The following is a 20,576-nucleotide window of genomic DNA, read 5'->3' as shown; positions in this document are numbered from 1 at the left end:
TTTAGTAACTGAACTTTTGCCTATATCTGCATATTTCTACCCTTTACAAATAGAGCAGTTTTATGCAAATTGCCTCGTTTCTACCTCATTACCAATTAGTTTGCATATCTTTCGATATTTCTTCATTTTCCTTGATTAGTTACGAAGCAAAAACATAACCTTTAAATGCGTTAAAGGTTATGTTTTACTCTTTAAAAGATTTTATATTAGCTCTTTAAAGGTTATCTATTATTATGCCATTCAAGAGTTGAGCCGTTACATAATGCCTGTATCTGTGTCTTTATGCGTTTGTCTTTGGATAGTTTCCTTACCTTTTCGTCCAAAATCCATATTCCACGAAAAACTAAAGTTGATGAGATTACCAAACTCCTTGCCACTAATGCTATGATCTTTCTTCACATATTGGTTGAGCAAATGGTATTGTGAAAGCGTGGGGTTGTGCATAAATGGATTTTGGATATAGAGTGAAAACATACAATTTCCTACTTGATAGCTAGCTCCTATATATGCAGCCAAGAGATTGTCAGCCTTTCTTTCGCCCTCTATAAACGACCAACCATTGTCTACATAGGCAGAAATTGTCCATTTCCCGAGGTAAGCATCTATACCAATTTGTCCGTTAAAAGCCGTGAGATTGTGGGTATAGTCATCGCCTTTGTTTATAAAACGATATACACCTACAGCAATACTCGCTTCCAGCACATCAGGAATGAAGCGCAAGGTAGTATTGTTGTTTGCATAAAACAGATGGATATAACGCTGGTTATCTTGTATATATAAGAATTGATTATCGGCTGTGCGTACATATTTACCCATGTTAGGACGATGATTGAGGCGGGCATTTAGTACAAGGTTGTTCATCATGCGAGGGCTGTTATACGACAAAGTAAGAAACTGTTCTATACGGCGTGATGGGCGAATATTAGGATTTCCTACGTTCCATTCCATTTTGCTTGTTCTCACTTTGGTATCGCTGATCATCGCTATTTGGGAAACGTGATCGGACATTTCAAAACTATAGCGCACCGACCATTGCTTATTGAAGTGATAATTCAGCGAAAGCTTAGGGCGGGGCAACCAATAATTATAAGTCGATGCACCCTGCGTGTAATACACATTGGCTAACCCCATACCCAAAGAATATCCCCACTTATCCCATTGTTTTTTTATTTCAGTAAAGAAATAGGTGCGTGTATGGTGCATTTTGTTTATGGAAAGTACATCGTGCGTATATTCGTTGTTGAAATACTTGAGACTATTATTCAGCCCAACAGATAGTGTAAAGGGCTTTAGTTGGTTTTCGTATATGAGTTCAGAGAAAAGCGAATAGGTGTTACCTTTCACATTATATAGGTAGGGTTCACCCTCGTTTAGTTCGTTCCTACTATTAGTTTGTATCTTTGTTCCCACCACATTAGCAGTGATACTCTGCTGCTTGCTGAGTTTATGGAAGAAATATAGATCTAAGCTCGGCGATAAACTCTTGGTTGTAATGTTGCTAAAACCATTGATAAAACTCCCATCTTCCACGATGTCATACTGCTGATAATTGTTTGGACGATGCTGGAAATCGGCAGAAAGTGTGGCTTGAAAAACGTAAGAAGCCGAGTCGGCAAGGTTGTATTTTAGCTCGATACTATTGTTAGCAAACTTCGTCCTGTCCTCCGTTGTATGGTGTTCGATAGTGTGGATAGTATTATCATCGAAAAGGAAAGAAGCTATTTCGTTCTCTTTGATATGCTTAAAGTGGCGGTAGCCGAAAGTATAGTTAAGGCTAAATTCAGAGTTTTTATAGTTTGTCTTAGCATATACAGCGTTCTTACCATTAATTGCTGTGAGAGAATTGGACAGATGAATACCCACACTTCCACCCATAGCAGTCTTCATGGTCTTAATGTCTATCACATAGCCTACATCTTCTCCATAGCGTACACCGGGATTGTCTATAAAATGGACACTCTTTACAAGTTGAGGATTCATACTTAGTAGTTCTGCTTCCGATGAGATAATACCATTGATACGTATCTGAATATAGCCCTTATGGTTGAGTGCGGTGATGGTATGTAAGGCTTCGTCGATGCGTATCTGTGGTAGATGAAGTTTTGCAAGCAAGCCATATCCATTTTTGGAAGCCTCCGTTTGTGCTATAGAAGGAATGTAAAGTGTGCCGTCTGGTTTATCAATGGTTTTAGTTGCGGCTACAGTTACTTCGTTAAGAACGACGGTTTTTGTGCTATCAGCCACCTGCTTTTTTGTCTCTTGGGCAGTGGCATGAATAGTCATTACGAGATAAGTGATTAGGAATAAAATATTTTTCATCTTTGCAATGTTTATGGTTTTGTGTAGCAAAGATAGATCGTCAGAAATGAAAGGGCAAAAAAAGAGGCTGACAATGGTCTGACATTCCATTATCAGCCTATGTATGTTAGAGCTGTTTTAGTTCGTAATACCCTTTATTGTCCGATGAAATGGTACATTTTGCATGCTCTTGAAGGATAAGACGGAGTCGGCGAACAAGTGTGTAAAGCGTGTCGCTAGCATCGGGCTTTTTATGCCACAAATGGTCGCATATAGTTTGTTTAGATAGCTTGAGGTCGGGTGTAGAAAGGAAAAGTTGCATCAATTCGGTTTGCATTGGTGTGAAACGGATTGTTTCATGGTGTATTCCTATGAAGCATTGTTTGTCTTTAGCATAGACAAGTGTGCCGATAATGGGTTGGGTGTTTTTTTGCTTTCTGTGCCAAAAGGCATAGGCTGTTGTCCACAGCATAAGGAGCAAACAGAAAAAAGCCGATGATCGTTGATCAGAAATTTTCCAAATGGTGGCGAAAGAGCAGGTGGCATACGATTGGAAAGCTATCGGTTTGGCGGTTTGATCTTTCCATATCATCGGTTTACTGCATAGTGTTTGTGGTGTAGCTGTTTGCGCATAAGTGATAAACGACTCGTTTTTCAGTGCCTCTATCTTTAAGTTTTGCTTATAGTTTTGGATGGTATCGGGCGTAATCCATGCCACTGTTTTGTGGGCGAGGGTCTGCTCTAACGCTTGGTTCATATCCGTAATGATGATGTTTTTAGCCACTTTGTAACTATGAACACTTGTTATGGATGCTGATAACGCTAGTAGTAGAAAGACAATGAGTGCGTGATAAGATTTCATAAGCTATTGCTTTAAATAGTTATCTGTTGGGCAAAGATACTCATTTATTGTGATTTTGTTGCGTGGTTAGCGTAGAAAAAGCCCACATCCCTCTGGTAATTGTGATACAAGATGCCCAACTTATGGTAAAGAACATTTGACATCGGACGGAGTTGGGCATAGGCCACTTCAATCTGCCCGCTTTTTTTAGTTTTTTCCGTGTAAGCTTTTTGAGGAGCAGCAAGTTTATCTTTCCTTTAGCCCTTGCGCAGAGTTAATTTTTATATTATTCCAAACATTTTCACCTGTAATATTTTTGTAATTGAGTAGAAGTAACAATGTATAATGGTTGAAACAACTTCTTAACCCTTGCTGTGTAATTTTGCAACAAATAATTAAAATAGGTAAAAAGATGAAGAAGTTTAGTTTAGTAACGTTTATTTTAATGTTTCAAATGCAGTTGCCATGGGCAGGAAATATGATTGGTGCGGAAAACATAAATAGCAACCATGGTGTGAGTACATGGCAGTTTATGTACAGCGTAGCCAAACCCACTGAGCTTCAGTTACAAGCAGTTGAAAGCCATTCGGTGTTTGACAAGAAGACCGAGTTTTTGTACAATCAGCTGCAAGAACTTTGCTTTAAGCGCATACCAGTTGTGCCCGGCGACCCTACCACTCGTATTGTCACCCGGAAAAGCGAGCTTTTCAATGCCGTGAAAAGAGTTTCTAAAGGCCTTGAGGAAGAAATGAAGACACATAAGATTTCGACAGAAGACGCAACAACCCAACTCAACCAAGTGCTTAATGTTGCTATCTCGGCTTTTTATTCAGAGGATAGCAAGTCTTTTGAGAAGGCACTGCACGAGAATAAGAAAGATTACCAGAAGCTCATGAGTCTTTTCTCACAAGTAACATTGAAATAACATATTCTGATGAAAAAGATATTCTTATTATCTTGTATGTTGCTGCTAAGCATCAACTTGTTAGCGCAATCGTTGAAAGTTACAGGCCAGGTAACAGACAAAATGGGGCCTATTGCGGGAGCAACCGTGCGGGTGAAAGGTACCAAGCGTGCAGTTGTTACCGATTTAGAGGGTCATTATACTATACAAGCCAATAAAAACGACAAATTGGAGTTCTCGTATTTAGGTGATATCACTAAAACCGTTCAGGTTACGAGTTCTCCCCTTGATGTGTTTTTAAAAACTGAGACTCAGGATATTGATGAGGTTGTAGTTACAGCCATCGGTATCAGACAGGAGAAAAAGAAGCTGGGGTATACTACCCAACAAGTTACAAGCAAAGAATTAACAGCCCAAGGCAATGTCAACGTGGGTTCCTCGCTACAAGGGCAAGTTGCCGGCCTTACGGTTTCGGTGCCTTCCAGCCTGTTTGAGACACCCTCTTTCTCACTTCGTGGCCACACGCCGCTCATTGTTTTAGATGGTGTGCCTATCGAGTCGGACATGTTTGATGTATCGAGCGAGAACATTGCCAGCATCAACGTACTGAAAGGTACGGCAGCCTCGGCGCTATATGGGGCTCGTGGAAAAAACGGCGCTATCATGATTACCACCAAGCAAGCCATCACCGAGGGTATAGAAATTAATTTCTCTACCAAGAATATGGTCAGTGCCGGTTTTGTGGCTTATCCCGAAACACAACACTTATATGGTAGTGGCTCGAATGGCCAATATGCCTTCTGGGATGGTGAGGGCGGCGGCAAGTCGGATGATGACATGCAATGGGGCCCCAAGCTGGGCGTGGGCAACATGGCACCCCAGTGGAATAGTCCTATTCGTGATAAGGTAACTGGTGAGGAAACTCCCTGGTGGGGTAGCGTTAAGGGCACTCAATACGATGATCAAGGCCGTTACGAGCGAGTGCCAATGCCGCTGAATTCGTATGACAACCTTCGTGAGTTCTTGGAAACTGGCTTTATTACCAACAACACCCTGTCACTTTCGTACATGGGCAAGAAAGCGAAGGTGTACCTGCTTGGGCAGTATGCCTACCAAAAAGGGCAAGCTCCGGCAACCTCGCTGCATACAGCAGGGTTTAACCTCAATACGAGCTATCAGATTTCGAATAAACTTATGGTGGATGCCATGCTCAACTATAATGCAGTTATTTCGCCCAATTATCCGGATTACGGTTATCACCCTTCCAATTTTATGTACTCCATTGTCGAGTGGATGGGCGATGACATCGATATTCGAGAGCTTAAAAAACATCAATGGGTGCCGGGAATGGAAGGTTACAAGCAAGCCAATTACAACTATGCTTGGTACAACAACCCCTACTTTGCCTTGATGCAGGCCCGACACGCACAACGCAGGAATGTTACGACGGCACAACTAAGACTAAATTATCAGGTGCTGCCACAGCTTAACGTTATGGGGCGCATGTCGCTACGTTCCAATCGTAACCTTGAGGAGAACAAGATTCCCAAGTCGTATCTTAACTATGGCGACTCGCGAGAGGGAGCCTATAAGGTATGGAATATTAGTCAGGATAACATCGATGCTGATGTGCTGGTAACTTATACCAAATCGTTCCTCAACGATATTAACCTTACTTTAAATGCGGGTAGCTCTATCTTTTATCGCACTTATCGCAATGATTATGCGTCGACCGACGGTCTGAACGTACCCAATATCTATTCGCTGAAAAACTCCACCGGCTCAATCTTAACCTACGACCCAGAGATGCCGTATTGGGGTACACGTAACGAAAAGCAAATTAGAAGTGTGTATGGTGCTGTAAACCTTGACCTTTCCAAATATGCTTATCTTACCTTGACGGGGCGTAACGACTGGTCTTCTACCATTGCAAAAGGCAACAATTCGTATTTCTATCCGTCGGTAGCCCTTAGTACGGTAGTATCTGACTATGTAAAGATGCCTAAATATGTAGACTACCTCAAGTTCCTTACCTCGTGGGCTACTGTCTCGAGCGACCTTGATCCCTACCAAATACAACAAGTATACAGAAAAGAGTCATCATGGGGGAGCAACACGGTGGTGAACTACCCGTCAAATCTGGTCAATGCCGATATTAAGCCACAAAAGACGGCACAATTTGAAGTGGGGCTTTCTACCTCGTTCTTAAAGCGGGTGTCACTCGACCTGAGCTACTATCGATCGGTTGATACCAATCAGATACTGGACATGCTTATCTCTCAAGCCTCTGGTTTCAATTCGCGTAAGATTAATGGAAACACATATACTACCAATGGCTTGGAAATGATATTAGGCGTGAAAGCTGTTCAAAATAAGAATATAAAATGGAACTTTAATTTCAACGCCAGCCATAGAGTGCGGCGCCTTACAGAGATATATGGAGGTGAGCAATACTTTGGCAATCTTCGTAATAATGACCGGGCTGACGATTACTATGCCAGAGTATGGCAGCGAAATTCTGACGGCCGTGTCATCGTGGATGCAAACGGGCAGCCTTTGCGTGACCCCTATCAGCGCAAGATAGGACATGCTGAGCCCGATTGGCGACTGGGTATGCAAAACACGATACACATCAACGATTTTACCATCGGCATAGATCTCAATGCCGCCATAGGAGGCTTAATGTTCTCTAACCTGAGTCCTAAGATATGGTGGGGCGGCAAACATCCTAAGTCTGTACAATATCGTGACGAGGAATATGCTACGGGCAAGCCTGTGTATGTGCCCAATGCAGTAAGAGTGGTCTCGGGTGAGGTTTCGTATGATGTTCATGGCAATGTAGTGTCTGATACCCGCAAGTATGAAACCTTTGACAAAGCTGTAGACTGGCAATCGTGGTGCCAAAACTATCCTTACAGAGCCATCGTTACTGATGGCATGGATAAGCTATTTGCCAATACCTTTAGCCGTACTTATCTCAAGATAAGGCATATTAGCTTGTCGTATGACTTTCATCGCTTCCTGGCATCAACAAGTGCTATAAAAGGGTTAACAGCTACGTTTTTCTGTAATAATCCTGTGCTTTGGGCAAAGGCACCCTATGTAGATCCCGACGTGAGCGGGGATGGCAGCCATGACAACGGAGCAACAGACCCCACGGCACGATATGTAGGATTAGGTTTCAACATAAAATTTTAAATGACAGAATAGTACATCAATATGAAGACAAAAATTTTAATCTCCCTTGCATTGGTAGGAACGTTAGCCTGTTCGTGCAGTGACTTCGGCGACCTTAACGACAATCCTAACGACCCGGCAGCAGTTTCGCCCAAGCTTATTTTGCCAAATATTTGTGAAAAAGCTTTCTGGCGGGGAACAGGTGGTATGTATGCATATAAAATGGTGGTACAAACCGATGGACATAACACCGAGCAGTTTTATGAATGGAACCGGGGCGACTTCTCATTTTATAACAACGAATTGCTTCAGGTTGTCAAACTGAAAGAAGAGGCCGATCGGGTTGGCAGCACAGCATACAACGGGTTGTACCACTTCTTTAGAGCATATTATTTTTATAACTTAACGCTGCAGTTTGGTGATATACCTTATTCGGAAGCTTTACAGGGCGAGCAAAAAGCCCTGTTTACCCCTAAATATGACACGCAGGAAATGGTGTTCGCTGGCGTGTTGGATGAACTGGCATTGGCAAACGAGGAGTTGGCTAAGGCTGCGGCAAAAGGGGAGCAGATACAAGGCGACATTATTTACGGAGGAGCTGCCAGCATGTGGCAGAAATTGGCAAACTCATTCCGGCTGAAGGTATTGCTCACCCTGTCGAATAAGCAAACGGTGGGCAAGCATCAGGTGCAAAGCGAGTTTAGACAAGTGGCTTCCTTACCTCTGATTTCTGACAATTCGGAAAATGGGCAGCTACAATATATCGACCAGGAGGGCAATCGCTATCCGCAATTTAACGCGCAGTGGTCAGGATTTTATATGGATAAGACGTTTGTTGACCGAATGACCGCATGTAAGGATCCACGGTTGTTTCTCTTTGCGTTGCCCACCAACGAAGCTTCGAATGCTGGTAAAGCAGTCTCTGATTTTACAGCTTATGCGGGTGGCAACCCCACCGTGCCGTATGGTGAAAACAAGAACTTGGTAGGAGCTGGGCAGATTTCACAAATCAATGCTCGCTATCGTATACATCCCACAGGCGAGCCGACTATGCTGTTAGGCTATGCCGAATTGCAGCAGATTTTGGCAGAAGCTGTTGTCAGAGGTTGGATTGCCGGTGATGCGAAGCGGCATTATGAAGAAGGCATTAAGGCATCTTTTGCATGGTATCATACTTACGCACGTGAGTATGCTCAGTATGTTACTCCCCAAGATGCCGAGAAGTATTTGCAACACGATGCGGTAAAATGGGACGAGGCGTTATCGGCAGAGCAAAAAATAGAGCGCATTATCTTCCAAAAATATTGCGTTAGTTTCTTTCAAGGCAATTGGGATCCGTTTTTTGAGCATCTGCGTACAGGGTACCCCAAGTTTGCACATCTCAACAATACCCCAATACCTTACCGATGGATGTATCCAGATACAGAGAGCAAGTATAATACCGAGAATGTAAAAGAGGCTGTTACAAGGCAGTTTGGAGAGAATAATGATAAGATTACCTCAAAGCCTTGGTGGATTAAGTAAATAATTAAAAAAAATAAATAGAGTGGTAATTTCATAATTATCACGAGGAAAAATATCGATATGAAAAGGATTTTATTGACTCTGCTCATCACGCTGATAACATCACCAATGATGCTGAAAGCCGAACAGAAAGTGATTTTGGTAACTGTTGATGGCTACCGTTGGCAAGAATTATTTGGCGGAGCCGACTCTTTACTCATCAACCAAAAAGAATTTGGTGATGTAAATAGGATGAAAGAGATGTATTGGCGTTCAACACCAGAAGAGCGCCGGCAGGCACTGATGCCCTTTACATGGAGTTTTATATATAACCATGGTGTGATGATAGGCAACAGACGGGAGGGAAGTAAGATGAACGTAACCAACCAGATGTGGTTTTCTTATCCTGGTTATCACGAATTGCTGTGTGGATTCGCCGACGACGAAAACATCAACAGCAATGCTCCTTTACCTAATCCACATCCTACCGTATTCGAGGTGGCACAGCAGTCACCTCAATACAAGGACGCTGTATTATGCTTTGGAAGTTGGGGACGTTTTATCGAAATATTTAATGAGGAGCGCAGTGGGTTGAAGATAAATGCCAACTACCGGCATGCCATGACGGAAAAACCTACATTGCGAGAAAAGTATTTAGACAAACTTACCGAACTTTGTCCACGCTATTGGGGTGAAGAACGCTTTGACTTCCTTACCCACGAATATGCTATGGAAGCCTTGCGCACACAACATCCCAAGTTTGTTTTTATTGGATATGGTGATACTGATGAGTGGGCACATGCCGGCAGATACCAGTTGTACCTTGATGCAGCTCGCAGTACAGATGCATATTTGCAGGAACTTTGGAACCTTTTGCAAAGCGACCCGTTTTATAAAGATCAGACAACTGTAATTGTGACATGCGATCACGGCCGCGGAGACAAGGACAAGAAAGGGTGGCTTCATCATGGCAAGAGTGTCGAGAATTCCGACCAAACATGGCTCATGGCCTTTGGAAAGGGAATTCCCGCACAAGGAATTTATATAGGCAACTATTATAATAATCAGATAGCTCCAACAATTGCCTACTTGTTAGGCATTAAGTTTCAACCTAATTATCCTGGAATTGGGGAAAAATTTGACTTACGCTTCTCCCATCAAAACAAACGATAAAAAATGATTGCTGTCCACTGAAACTCACAAGGACATAATCGAGTAGGAGGCAAGCACTAATCATAGATGTCAACCTCTTACTCGATTGGTTTCCGGTCTTGTCTATCCTTTGATCTTTGACGTGAATTTCTCAGGAAGTCGAGGCATGGCACCCTTTTGTGTGCATACGTAAGCACTCACTTTCACTGCCAGTTCGTGGGCCTCCCTGATGGGCTTGCCCGACAGGATGGCGGCCGTGAAAGCGCCGCTAAACGAGTCGCTGACTCCTACGGTGTCGGCAACCTCCACCTTGGGCGTTTCCTGAAAGTTCTTCAAGCTCTTTGCAAACACGTAGCTGCCATTCGTTCCGCAGGCCAGCACGATCATGTCGAGGTTGTATTTGCCGAGAATCAGCCAGCACTTGTTCTCAATGTCGAGACCCGGATAGTCAAAAAGACGATCGATGACAACAAGTTCTTCATCGTTAATTTTCAAGATGTTGCATCGCTTAAGCGACTCTTGGACAACCTCTCTGGTGTAGAAGTTGCCATGCAGGTAGATGTCAAAAATCTTCAGTCAGTCGTCCGGATTGGCATCGAGAAATTTTCCAATGGTCGCTCTCGACTGCTCACTGCGCTGGGCCAATGAGCCGAAACAAACGGCACTGCAGCTGTGGGTAGTCGCTTCCACATCAGGCGTGAAAGAAATATAGTCCCATGCCGCACCGGTCCGGATTTCATAGGTGGGCACACCATCAGCATCGGGTTCCACCCCTACCGTTCCCGTAGGATAGTACATAGTATAATTGGTTACCGTTCTGGGATGCAACATGAAAAACAAGCTCCTGCCCTTGTATGACAAAATCCTACTGAGGAAGAGGTCGGTCATAGAAACCATCAATGACGAACTCAAGAACGTCGCTCAACTGGTACATTCCAGACACCGTAGCGTACTCAACTTCGCAATGAACGTACTCGCAGCCTATAGTTTCCTCAACAAGAAGCCATCTATAAATATAGACTTTTGCATTGAAGACAAAGGCGGCCAGCTGACCATATTTTGAGATAACCGAAACTGAATTGTATGGGCAAGAAAGCCATCCCTGCCAATTGACAGGGATAAAGGACTTATACCCTTACTTCAAAAACAGAACACAAGGTGAGTTTATCCCGAACTCAGTTTTTTAGTTTTAATTTAGCCTCGATGGAGCCATAGGCGTAGTAAAAGGCCAATAGCCCCCATGTCGCGACGTAGCACCACATGAACACGCCAATGATGTTGGCCAAGACAACTATCGCGCTGAAATAAGTGGGTAGCCCACTCTCATCGCCCATCGCCTGTCCTTGCAAGCTAATGGCGTCTGCCATCGCCGTGATGACTATTGGCATTTTTATGACCGCGGCGATGATGCCCATAATGATAGACACTAATAGCGATAGCGTGAACAAAAACGCCCAATATCGCCATCCTTGACGATAAGGCTTGCCAAAAATAGCTCCTAATTTTGTTCCCGTCTCTATGCAATACTTCATCATGGTGTAAGCGATGGGAAGCAAGACGACGCATGCCACCATCGCCACGAGCGTAGGTAGTGCCATCGCTAACCAGACTTTTTGTGGCGTCACGATGGTGTCGGGTGCAATGAGTGGCATGGAGCCAATGGCCAATAGCGTTATGGCGAGGGCTATAACTATCACTGTTATCAGGCCCACGAGTTTTGCCATGCGAGCAAGGTTGGTCTTGAATGTCGCGTCGTTTAGTAGCGTTGCCATTCTCGCCCCCAGCCATGTGACGCCAGTTAAGATGGCTATGGCCAAGATTATGCCGATAGGCGCGATTGTCAATAATTTTTGGGTATGTCCTCCAACCATATTCGCAAACAGTTCGCTTGACGCGAGTAGTTGGCCGGCTGCTGCGCAGATGCCCAACAGCAGAGCCGGCATCCACGTGAGGCGAATGATGGTTTTCAGGTTGCCACAGAAAAGTTCGTACGCAGCTTTGACACATTTGGCCAAACCACGCGTTTTATATAGCTCTGTTTCCATGTCTTATAATGTTTTTCTTCTTCTGAACTCGGCGCAAACAATGGCCGTGGCAATGGCCACGTTGAGGCTTTCCGCCGTTTGTCTGCCTATTGGATAGTTTGGTATGAGGAGGCGCCTGCTCACCATTTTTCGTATCTCGGGGGATATGCCTTTGCCCTCGTTGCCCATGACGATGAGCCCTCGTGGTTGCAAGTCTTCGTCGTAAATGTCATGGCCGTTGAGAGTGGTGCCATAGACCGGCGTGTTTGGTGGCAGGGCGCCAATGAGCTGCTTGAGGTCTGTGTATCGCAGTCTCACGCGGGCTATGCTGCCCATGGTGGCTTGTACCACCTTAGGGTTGTACATGTCGGCCGTGTCCTTTGAGCAGAAAATATGCCCAATGCCAAACCAATCAGCCACCCGGATGATGGTGCCGAGGTTTCCGGGGTCTTGTATGTCGTCGAGCGCCAAGCACAATTCTGTGTTTGGAAGCCTGCCACATGGCTCGCTGTCTTCTTGGTCAAACATGCCAAACACGCCGACAATTTGCTGTGGGTGTTGCATGAGCGACACTTTGCTCAGCTCCGTCTCGCTCGCCTCAAGCAGTTCGGCACGAGGCCATTTCTCGCGTGCGTCAGGATGTTTGGTTAACCATTCGGCCGTGGCGATGATCATTGTGGGGGCGGTCGCCATGCCGATGTCGCCCACCACCTTGGGACCCTCGGCCACGAAGAGCCCCTCGCGCAGCCTGTTTTTTTTCAGCTCTAACGAGCGCACGTATTTGATGACAGCCTTGCTTATCATATTGCAAAGATACCTAATACTTTTGTAAGACGTGGAAAAATCTATGTTAATAGATGCTATCTGTGGATAAAAACTATTACCTTTGTGACTTTAAAAGTCGTGTCATTGAAGACAAAATATATCTTATACTTGTCCGTTTTGGTATGCCTGTTATCGGCGTGCGGCTCCTCAAGGCTCATACCAGACAATAGCTATTTGTTGGAAAGTGTGGAGATCAAAAGCGATGACAAGCGTGTTGACGTCTCGTCGCTGACTCCATATATACGGCAACACGCCAATTCTAAATGGTTCTCGCTCTTCAAAATTCCGCTTGGCACATACGCGTTGGCTGGTAATGACAGCGCCAAATGGATAAACCGAACGCTTAGGCGCGCCGGGGAGGCTCCCGTGTTGTATGACGCGGAGCAAGCGGCGCAGTCTGTCGACGACTTGCGGACGGCCTTGCGAAATATGGGTTTCATGCATGCTGGCGTCGATTTGAGAACAAAGGTCAGGGGCAAGAAACTTAAAGCCATCTACATATTGCATCTTGGCGATCCTTATTTTATCAGTAGGGTGGATTATGATATCAAGGACGAGCGTATCAAAGCCATCCTTCGAAATTATGCGCGCGCCACGCCAAATAACAGCAAAGGTAGCATGCTTCGCGCCGGCGACCGCTTCACGGTGGATAAGCTCGACGAGGAACGGGAGCGTATCACCAAGATATTGAAAGATTCGGGCTATTACCGTTTTCACAAAGATTTCATACAATACCAAGCAGACTCCGCGGCAAACAGTCGTGACATAGGCTTGACGCTCCACCTGATGGGCTTTAAGGCCGATGGGTCCTCGGTGGAGACGCTCCACCCGAGATACACCATCAGGAACATAAACTTCCAAAATAGCGACGGCGGTGTCATACCCTTGCGTCGGCGGGTGCTTGAGAACAACACGTACATTCAGCGAGGTGCGCTATTCTGTGCCACCGATTTGCAGAAAACATATAACCGTTTTGGCCGTATGCAAGCGGTGAGGTATACCGATATTCGTTTCCAAGAGGTGCCAGACACGTCGCTCCTTGATGTTGACATCAATATTGGCATGGGTAAGTCTCGGTCTGTGTCTTTTCGGCCTGAGGGAACCAATACGGCCGGCAACCTGGGTGCCGCGGCCTCGTTGAGCTATGAGAACAGGAATATTTTTCGTGGCGCCGAGACTTTCAGCGTGGAGTTGCGTGGCGCTTTCGAGGCCATCACGGGGTTGGAGGGCTATCGTGACAAGAACTACGAGGAGTACGGCGTCGAGACTAAATTGCAGTTTCCCCGGTTCATCGCGCCGTTCATTTCCACCGTTGCCCGCCGCCGAAGCAATGCCACCTCCGAGCTGTCGTTGACATGGGACTTGCAGAACCGGCCGGAGTTTCACCGCCGGGTGTTTTCGTCAGCTTGGCGCTATAGATGGGCCATGCCTCACCGAAACATATCCTACAGGGTGGATTTTCCGGATCTCAACTATGTGTATATGCCTTGGATAAGCGATACTTTCAAGCGCGATTATCTTGACAACGCGTCCAACCGCAATGCCATACTTCGTTATAACTATGAGGATCTGTTTATCATGAGGGCTGGTTTTGGCCTCTCGTATAGCGATGGCGTGGATGCCTTGAGGGCCAATGTGGAGACGGCGGGCGGCGCGCTGAGCGTTTTGTCGCGCCTCATGGGCAGTGGCAAAAATCGCCGTGGGCAATACACTTTTCTCAATATAGCTTACGCGCAATATCTCAAATTCGACTTTGACTACACGCGCTTGATACGGTTTGACAGCCGAAACGAGTTGGCGCTTCATGGCGATTTTGGCCTCGCGTGGCCTTATGGCAACAGCTCCATACTGCCATTTGAGAAGCGTTACTTTGCCGGTGGGGCCAACGGCGTGCGGGCTTGGAGCGTGAGATCGCTTGGACCGGGTAAATATCGTGGCACAGACGGACGCATAGACTTTATCAACCAGACTGGCGACATGAAACTATACTTGAGCGCCGAGTATCGCACGTATCTCTTTTGGAAGTTGAATGGCGCGTTTTTTGTCGACGCGGGCAACGTTTGGACACTGCGCGACTATGCTGAGCAGGTGGGCGGACAGTTCAAGATAGACGAGTTTTACAAGCAGATAGCTGTGGGGTATGGTCTTGGCCTGCGCCTCAACTTCAATTTCTTCATCCTCCGTTTCGACATGGGTATGAAAGCCGTCAACCCAGCCTACGACACCCACAGGGAGCATTGGCCGTTGCTATATCCCAAGTTCAGTCGCGATTTCTGTTTTCATTTCGCTGTCGGCATGCCGTTCTGACGGATGGGTGTCGTGTTTGGAGACCATGAAATGTTTTTTTGTCGGAAACTTTTGGCAACAAGGTTGAAAAAACACTTCGACGTTTCTGTTTTCATTACCTGATAGAAAGAAGTTGGCTAAGCTCACGACTCGTTCTGTCAGTAGTTCGTAATCAACAGATGCGTGGCTTTTCTTGTCCTCGCCGGCCAGCGTACTGAGGAAAGAGCAAGTTTAGGGCTGCAAGTTGAAAATGGGGGATGGTGTCTTGCGGCGCAGCACGTCCAATTTGAAATCGGCAGCCGGGTCGTCTCCGGCAACGATGCCGTGCGCGCGGAGTGTTTGCCTCACGGTGGTCTCCGCAAGGTCGGGATGGTTGTTTTCGTTGCTCAGATGGCATAGCCAAACATGTCTAAGGCAAGGCGTGGCGTTGTTTATGATGGCTTTCGCGCACTCGTTGTTGCTCATGTGCCCGTATGGGCCGCGTATGCGTCGTTTCAGATGCTCGGGATAATGGCCACGGTCAAGCATCTCCGTTTCGTAGTCGGCCTCGATCACCAAGTAGTTGGCTTTTGAAATATAGTGCTTTATATCTTCCGTGACATGGCCTATGTCGGTCATCAGCACGAATGTTACGTCTTCGTGCTCCACGCAGTAGCCCACATTGTCGGTACTGTCGTGGGGCACACCAAAAGCCGTGATGGTGAGGTCTCCTATGTGAAATGGAACACCTTTTTCTATGTTATGGGCTTGCTCGGATGCTATTTTCCGACGCAGGCACCAGTTTCTCTCCATGCCGGCGTGCACCTGTGCGGTGGTGTATACGGGTATGTCGAAATCGTGGCTTAGGGTTCCTGCCGACTTGGCGTGGTCCGTATGGTCGTGCGTTACGAGTATGCCGTCGATGGCAGAAGGGTGGATGTTATAGTTGCAAAACCATTTTTTCAAAGTGCGTGTCCCCAGTCCCGCATCTATGAGAAGCCTTGTGCGCTCGGTGTACAGACAGCTGCAATTACCGCTGCTACCGCTGCCGAATGATATATAGTGAAGCATTGTTATCCAAATTTTGTTGCAAAGATAGCCATTATTGTGTGAAAAAGGGAATAAAGCGTGTCCCATTCACGAAAATATCCCTATTTTTGTAGGGAATTATCCATGGCTCTCGAGTGATGGGAAGATGCGTGGCTGACGCTCGTCGAGCGTCAGGGCGTGTGGCCTAATGACGAAAAATTATAAAACGATGAAAACAAAATGCCATGTTTTGACGGTGACGGTCTTGACGCTTTTGGTAGGCATGGTCGCTCTGTCGTCGTGCGAACATTATCAAGAAAAACAATTGAGGGATACGGTGAGCGATTTTTCCACCGCCTATTTCAATTGGCAATATCACAAGGCCGCGCGTTTTTGCGCGCCTGGCTCCGAACGCTGGTTGGCCTATATGGCGTCGCAAGTGACCCAGCGCGACGTGGACACGCTGAGAGCTTTGCCCTCGGGCGCGTCTGTAAGGATAAACTCCATGCGCTTTTACAAGGGCGACAGTGTGGCCGTCGCGGATGTGGAGGCGCGCGATTTTCTCGAGATGGACACGATAGGCAAAACTGGAAGGTGGGTGGAGAAAGCTCGGTACCTCATCTCGGCAAGGTTGGTTCGCGGCGTGTGGAAGGTTTGGCTGTCAGCTCCCCTGCGCGCTGAGAAAGACTGAGATAATAGCCCAATTTATAGCATTTGAACAACCATAAGGATGGCGACGGACCTATAAGGTTTTTTCTCCATTTGCTTTTTAGCAATTGAAACACAAGTAAATATAACGTCACGAAAGCCTTGTTGAGTTTGCCAACGACTTGGAGCAGGTGCGAATACTCTGTCAATTCATGGCGAAAATGGTACAGTGTGCGCACTCCCTCCTCTGTCTTGGCCACAAAATGCACGTTGTCTTCATAGTTGTAAAAACCGATGGGCGCATCTATATGTAGTACGTCTATGCCAGCCTCGCGCAAGTCGCGCCCGAGCATGACATCCTCGTAGCCATAGTTCACGAACCTGTTGTCCAAGGGGTGTGCCAGTATCAGTTCCCTGCTGATGAGCAGGTTGGAAATATTGAAGCACCGGTATGGGTGCGCTTGTCGGCGCATGGCCGTCAGCGCCGGAGCCGCCGCGCGCTCGTAACGCCATCGTAAATTGCCCTCGGGCCCTGGCATCATGCGGTATCCTCCGTAGCATACGGTGGCGTGACGAGAGGCTTTTATAAATCTCAACAAATAGTCGTCAAGGATGATTTGTCCGTCGCCGTCAATATAAAGCAGCCATTCGCCGTTGGCGTGTTCGGCCAAAAGGTTGCGAATGACGGCTCGCCCTACGTTAGTTTCTTGGCGGAATACATGGCAATTAGGTAGCTTTGCGATGCGTGAATTGTGCTCGACGACCGTGCTGTCCGTCGATGCGTCGTCTGCCACTATCAGCTCCCAGCTTAGCCCTTTTATGGCTGAGGCCTGTTGGACGATACTTGTGGCCAAATTCAGGCAGTCGTCGTTGTGGGTGGGAATGAGTATGGAAATCATGCCAGTTTGTCTTTGAGAAAACGCCCCGTGAGGCTGCTTTCGCAAGCGGCTATATCTTCAGGGGTGCCAGCGCACACGATGTTGCCACCTGCGTTGCCACCACCCGGTCCAAGGTCTATGACCCAGTCGGCCGACTTGACAACCTCGAGGTTGTGCTCAATGATGACGATACTGTGTCCCCTGTCTATGAGGGCGTCGAAGGCTTGGAGCAGGCGCGTGATGTCATGGTAGTGCAGTCCGGTGGTAGGCTCATCGAAGATGAACATGGTGGGCTCTTGTTTCTCCTGGCCAATGAAGTAGGCTAATTTGACGCGTTGGTTCTCACCGCCCGATAGTGTAGACGAGTTTTGCCCCAATTTGATGTAGCCCAATCCCACGTCTTGTAGTGGCTTGAGGCGGTTGATAATGTTATTCTGCCCATGCGAGCCGAAAAAGTCTATTGCCTCGGCTACTGTCATGTTGAGCACGTCGTTTATATTCTTGTCCTCGAAACGCACGTCGAGCACCTCTTGTTTGAATCGTTGCCCATGGCATTCCTCGCATTGGAGCACGAGATCTGCCATGAATTGCATTTCCACTGTGATGACGCCTGCCCCCTTGCACTCTTCGCAGCGACCTCCGTCGGTGTTGAATGAGAAATGCTGCGCTGTGAGGTTGAGTTGTTTGGCCAGGGGTTGCTCGGCGAAGAGTTGGCGTATAGCATCGTATGCTTTGATATAAGTGGCGGGGTTGGAACGTGTGCTTTTGCCAATGGGATTTTGGTCAACGTACTCTATATGGCGTATGTGGCTCCAGTCTCCATCGAGCGAGAGGAACTCGCCCGGGGCGTCGCACACCTCGTTGAGCCGACGCTTGATGGCCGGGTAGAGTATGCCCTTGACGAGGGTGGATTTGCCCGAGCCGGACATGCCCGTGATAACCGTCATGACATTGAGGGGTATTCGTGCGTCTATGCCTCGCAGGTTGTTCATGCGACAGCCGTTGAGCTTGATGGATAGGTTCCACGCTCGGCGGCTTTGGGGAACGGGTATACGCTCGGCCCCTGTGAGGTAGCGCACGGTATGGCTGCGTGGGTATTTCTTCAAGAGGTCGCGGCTGGCTGGGGTGTTGGCGCTCGCGGTGTTGTCGGGCACTTTTCCCTCGTATACTATCTCTCCGCCGTGGCTGCCTGCGTCTGGGCCTATGTCGATGAGCCAGTCGGCCGCTCGCATGATCTCCTCGTCGTGTTCCACCACGATGACGGTGTTGCCAATGACCTGAAGCTCGCGCAGCACTTGGATGAGACGGTGGGTGTCGGCACTGTGTAGGCCTATGCTCGGCTCGTCGAGAATGTATAGGCTGCCCACGAGCGAGGACCCAAGCGAAGTGGTAAGGTTGATGCGCTGGCTTTCTCCGCCTGACAGGGAATTGCTCAATCGGCCGAGGGTGAGGTAGCCCAAGCCTACCTCGCACAAAAATTTGAGTCGTGACCTGATCTCGGTCGTCAGCCGCTCGCTCACCGCTCGCTCGTGCTCGGTAAGCTCAAGCCGCTCGAACCATTTGGCAAGGTCGGACACTGGCATTTGGGTAAGATCCGTGATGGCGCGCCCATCTATCTTTACCCATTGGGCCTCTTTTTTCAGGCGGGTTCCCTTGCAGTCTGGGCAGATGGTTTTGCCACGGTAGCGACTCATCATCACACGATACTGTATCTTGTATTGGTTTTCTTTTACCATTTGGAAAAAAGAGTCTATGCACACGCTGTCCGCTCGCCGTTCGCCATTCTTTTTCATGTCGCTGGGCAGACCATGCCACAGCATGTCTCTCTCCTTGGTGGATAGGTCCATGTATGGTTTGAAAATGGGAAACTCGTCCTTTTGGGCGCGTCGGCAGAATTCCTCTTGCCATTTGCCCATTTTATCGCCATGCCAACACTGCACGCATCCGTCATAGACGGAGAGCGTTGAGTTTGGAATGACGAGTTTCTCGTCTATGCCAATGACACTGCCAAAGCCTTCGCAGGTGGGGCAAGCCCCAAGGGGAGAGTTGAAAGAGAACATATTATCACTGGGCTCTTCAAATTTGATGCCGTCGGCCTCAAAGCGCGAGGAGAAATCGTAATGAATGTTGGAGGGAGGGAACACCAGCCTGCAGGCGCCATGACCCTCATACATGGCTGTCTCGATTGAGTCGGCGAGACGGGTCAAGGCGTCATGTTCTCGTGACACGCTCAAACGGTCAACTACAAGGAATAAGGAACTGTCGTTTTTGTTATTCTTGGCGAATTGACTGTTTGTGATTGCGTCTTCGATAAGCATTACCTCGTCATCGATCATTATTCGCGTGTATCCTCCCTGCAAGCTCATTTCCAATTGCTTTTTTATGGTGCGGCCTTCCATGATGCGCAAAGGTGCCAAAACCATGTACTTGGTGCCATCTGAATATTGCAATACCTGTTGTATCACGCTATCTGTGGAGTGTTTTTTCACTTCTTGTCCGGATAAGGGAGAGAATGTTCGACCTATGCGTGCGTACAGAAAACGCAGGTATTCGTAAATCTCCGTGGAGGTTCCTACGGTAGATCGGGGGTTGCGCGCGATTACTTTCTGCTCTATGGCAATGGCGGGGGGCAGGCCTTTGATGTAGTCGCACTCTGGTTTGCTCATGCGTCCAAGGAATTGGCGCGCGTAGCTTGAGAGGCTCTCGACATAGCGGCGTTGACCCTCGGCGTAGAGAGTGTCAAAGGCAAGTGAAGACTTGCCAGACCCTGACAGGCCTGTGATGGCTATAAATTTGTCGCGTGGAATGCGCAGACTAATGTTTTTCAGGTTGTTTACCCTCGCTCCTTTTATCTCGATATATTTGTCTTCCATGTTAAAAATACTGCTCACGTACATCGTACAAATATACGAAGAATAATCTGAACGTTGTATTTAATACAGTTCTATTTTGAATAAAAAAACGCTCATGGCAAGAATATAGGTATGAATTGCGAAATAAATAGTGGTTGAAAATGTTATGACCTTATGGCT

The 20,576-nt window shown here is 47.1% G+C and carries 13 protein-coding genes and 2 pseudogenes; 7 read left to right on the top strand and 8 right to left on the bottom strand.

Features of this window, described 5'->3' with window-relative positions; genetic code table 11:
• Positions 1 to 255: 255 nt before the first annotated feature.
• On the bottom strand, positions 256 to 2,319 hold the full coding sequence (locus C7379_RS09925; RefSeq protein ID WP_116617183.1) for a TonB-dependent receptor: 2,064 nt from the start codon (positions 2,317 to 2,319) through the stop codon (positions 256 to 258).
• 106 nt (positions 2,320 to 2,425) lie between these two features.
• Positions 2,426 to 3,055 (bottom strand): winged helix-turn-helix domain-containing protein, encoded by a 630-nt coding sequence (locus C7379_RS09920; RefSeq protein ID WP_243406773.1) that lies wholly within the window; start codon positions 3,053 to 3,055, stop codon positions 2,426 to 2,428.
• 496 nt (positions 3,056 to 3,551) lie between these two features.
• On the opposite strand from C7379_RS09920, the gene C7379_RS09915 reads away from it, so the two are divergent.
• Genes C7379_RS09915 through C7379_RS09900 form a run of 4 tightly spaced genes read left to right on the top strand, consistent with a single transcriptional unit; the run spans position 3,552 to position 9,896 of the window.
• Positions 3,552 to 4,064, top strand: coding sequence for a hypothetical protein (locus tag C7379_RS09915; RefSeq protein WP_116617181.1), 513 nt, complete (start codon positions 3,552 to 3,554; stop codon positions 4,062 to 4,064).
• A gap of 36 nt (positions 4,065 to 4,100) precedes the next feature.
• Complete coding sequence (locus C7379_RS09910) at positions 4,101 to 7,241, top strand: SusC/RagA family TonB-linked outer membrane protein (protein WP_116617187.1); 3,141 nt, start codon at positions 4,101 to 4,103, stop codon at positions 7,239 to 7,241.
• Between the two features lie 21 nt (positions 7,242 to 7,262).
• Positions 7,263 to 8,744: a SusD/RagB family nutrient-binding outer membrane lipoprotein gene (locus C7379_RS09905; protein WP_116617180.1), complete on the top strand. Its 1,482-nt coding sequence runs from the start codon at positions 7,263 to 7,265 to the stop codon at positions 8,742 to 8,744.
• Between the two features lie 60 nt (positions 8,745 to 8,804).
• On the top strand, positions 8,805 to 9,896 hold the full coding sequence (locus C7379_RS09900; protein ID WP_116617179.1) for a sulfatase-like hydrolase/transferase: 1,092 nt from the start codon (positions 8,805 to 8,807) through the stop codon (positions 9,894 to 9,896).
• Positions 9,897 to 9,998: 102 nt separating this feature from the next.
• Here the strand turns inward: C7379_RS09900 and C7379_RS09895 are convergent.
• Positions 9,999 to 10,667, bottom strand: a pseudogene (locus C7379_RS09895) (PfkB family carbohydrate kinase); the annotation flags it as partial.
• A gap of 13 nt (positions 10,668 to 10,680) precedes the next feature.
• Between C7379_RS09895 and C7379_RS09890 the strand changes: the two are divergent.
• Positions 10,681 to 10,938, top strand: a pseudogene (locus tag C7379_RS09890) (transposase); the annotation flags it as partial.
• A 112-nt stretch (positions 10,939 to 11,050) separates the two neighbouring features.
• Here C7379_RS09890 and C7379_RS09885 read toward each other — a convergent pair.
• Entirely contained in the window at positions 11,051 to 11,920 is an 870-nt protein-coding gene (locus C7379_RS09885; protein WP_116617178.1) for a hypothetical protein, read from the bottom strand.
• A 3-nt stretch (positions 11,921 to 11,923) separates the two neighbouring features.
• Positions 11,924 to 12,703, bottom strand: a complete 780-nt coding sequence (locus tag C7379_RS09880; protein WP_116617177.1) for an RNA methyltransferase — start codon at positions 12,701 to 12,703, stop codon at positions 11,924 to 11,926.
• Between the two features lie 105 nt (positions 12,704 to 12,808).
• Between C7379_RS09880 and tamL the strand changes: the two genes are divergently transcribed.
• Positions 12,809 to 15,031, top strand: a complete 2,223-nt coding sequence (gene tamL / locus C7379_RS09875; RefSeq protein WP_116617176.1) for a translocation and assembly module lipoprotein TamL — start codon at positions 12,809 to 12,811, stop codon at positions 15,029 to 15,031.
• A 210-nt stretch (positions 15,032 to 15,241) separates the two neighbouring features.
• Here the strand turns inward: tamL and C7379_RS09870 are convergent, their stop codons facing one another.
• Complete coding sequence (locus tag C7379_RS09870; protein WP_116617175.1) at positions 15,242 to 16,060, bottom strand: MBL fold metallo-hydrolase; 819 nt, start codon at positions 16,058 to 16,060, stop codon at positions 15,242 to 15,244.
• 187 nt (positions 16,061 to 16,247) lie between these two features.
• Here C7379_RS09870 and C7379_RS12610 point away from each other — a divergent pair, with 187 nt between their 5' ends.
• The gene (locus C7379_RS12610; protein WP_133241890.1) at positions 16,248 to 16,709 is read left to right on the top strand and encodes a hypothetical protein; all 462 of its coding nucleotides are present in this window, start codon (positions 16,248 to 16,250) and stop codon (positions 16,707 to 16,709) included.
• Here the strand turns inward: C7379_RS12610 and C7379_RS09865 are convergent.
• Both C7379_RS09865 and uvrA read right to left on the bottom strand, forming a co-directional pair.
• Positions 16,636 to 17,565 carry a glycosyltransferase family 2 protein gene (locus C7379_RS09865; protein ID WP_116617174.1) on the bottom strand — a complete coding sequence of 310 codons (930 nt, stop codon included), beginning with the start codon at positions 17,563 to 17,565 and terminating at the stop codon, positions 16,636 to 16,638. The two genes, C7379_RS12610 and C7379_RS09865, sit on opposite strands and share 74 nt — an antisense overlap.
• The gene (uvrA, locus tag C7379_RS09860; protein ID WP_116617186.1) at positions 17,562 to 20,417 is read right to left on the bottom strand and encodes an excinuclease ABC subunit UvrA; all 2,856 of its coding nucleotides are present in this window, start codon (positions 20,415 to 20,417) and stop codon (positions 17,562 to 17,564) included. The genes C7379_RS09865 and uvrA overlap by 4 nt, the downstream gene beginning before the upstream one ends.
• Positions 20,418 to 20,576: the final 159 nt, after the last annotated feature.

It is taken from the genome of Hallella colorans (assembly GCF_003096815.1).
GTDB classification, from domain to species: Bacteria; Bacteroidota; Bacteroidia; order Bacteroidales; family Bacteroidaceae; genus Prevotella; species Prevotella colorans.
The sequence above is the reverse complement of the archived record's forward strand: the minus strand, read 5'-3'. Positions and strand labels throughout refer to the sequence as shown.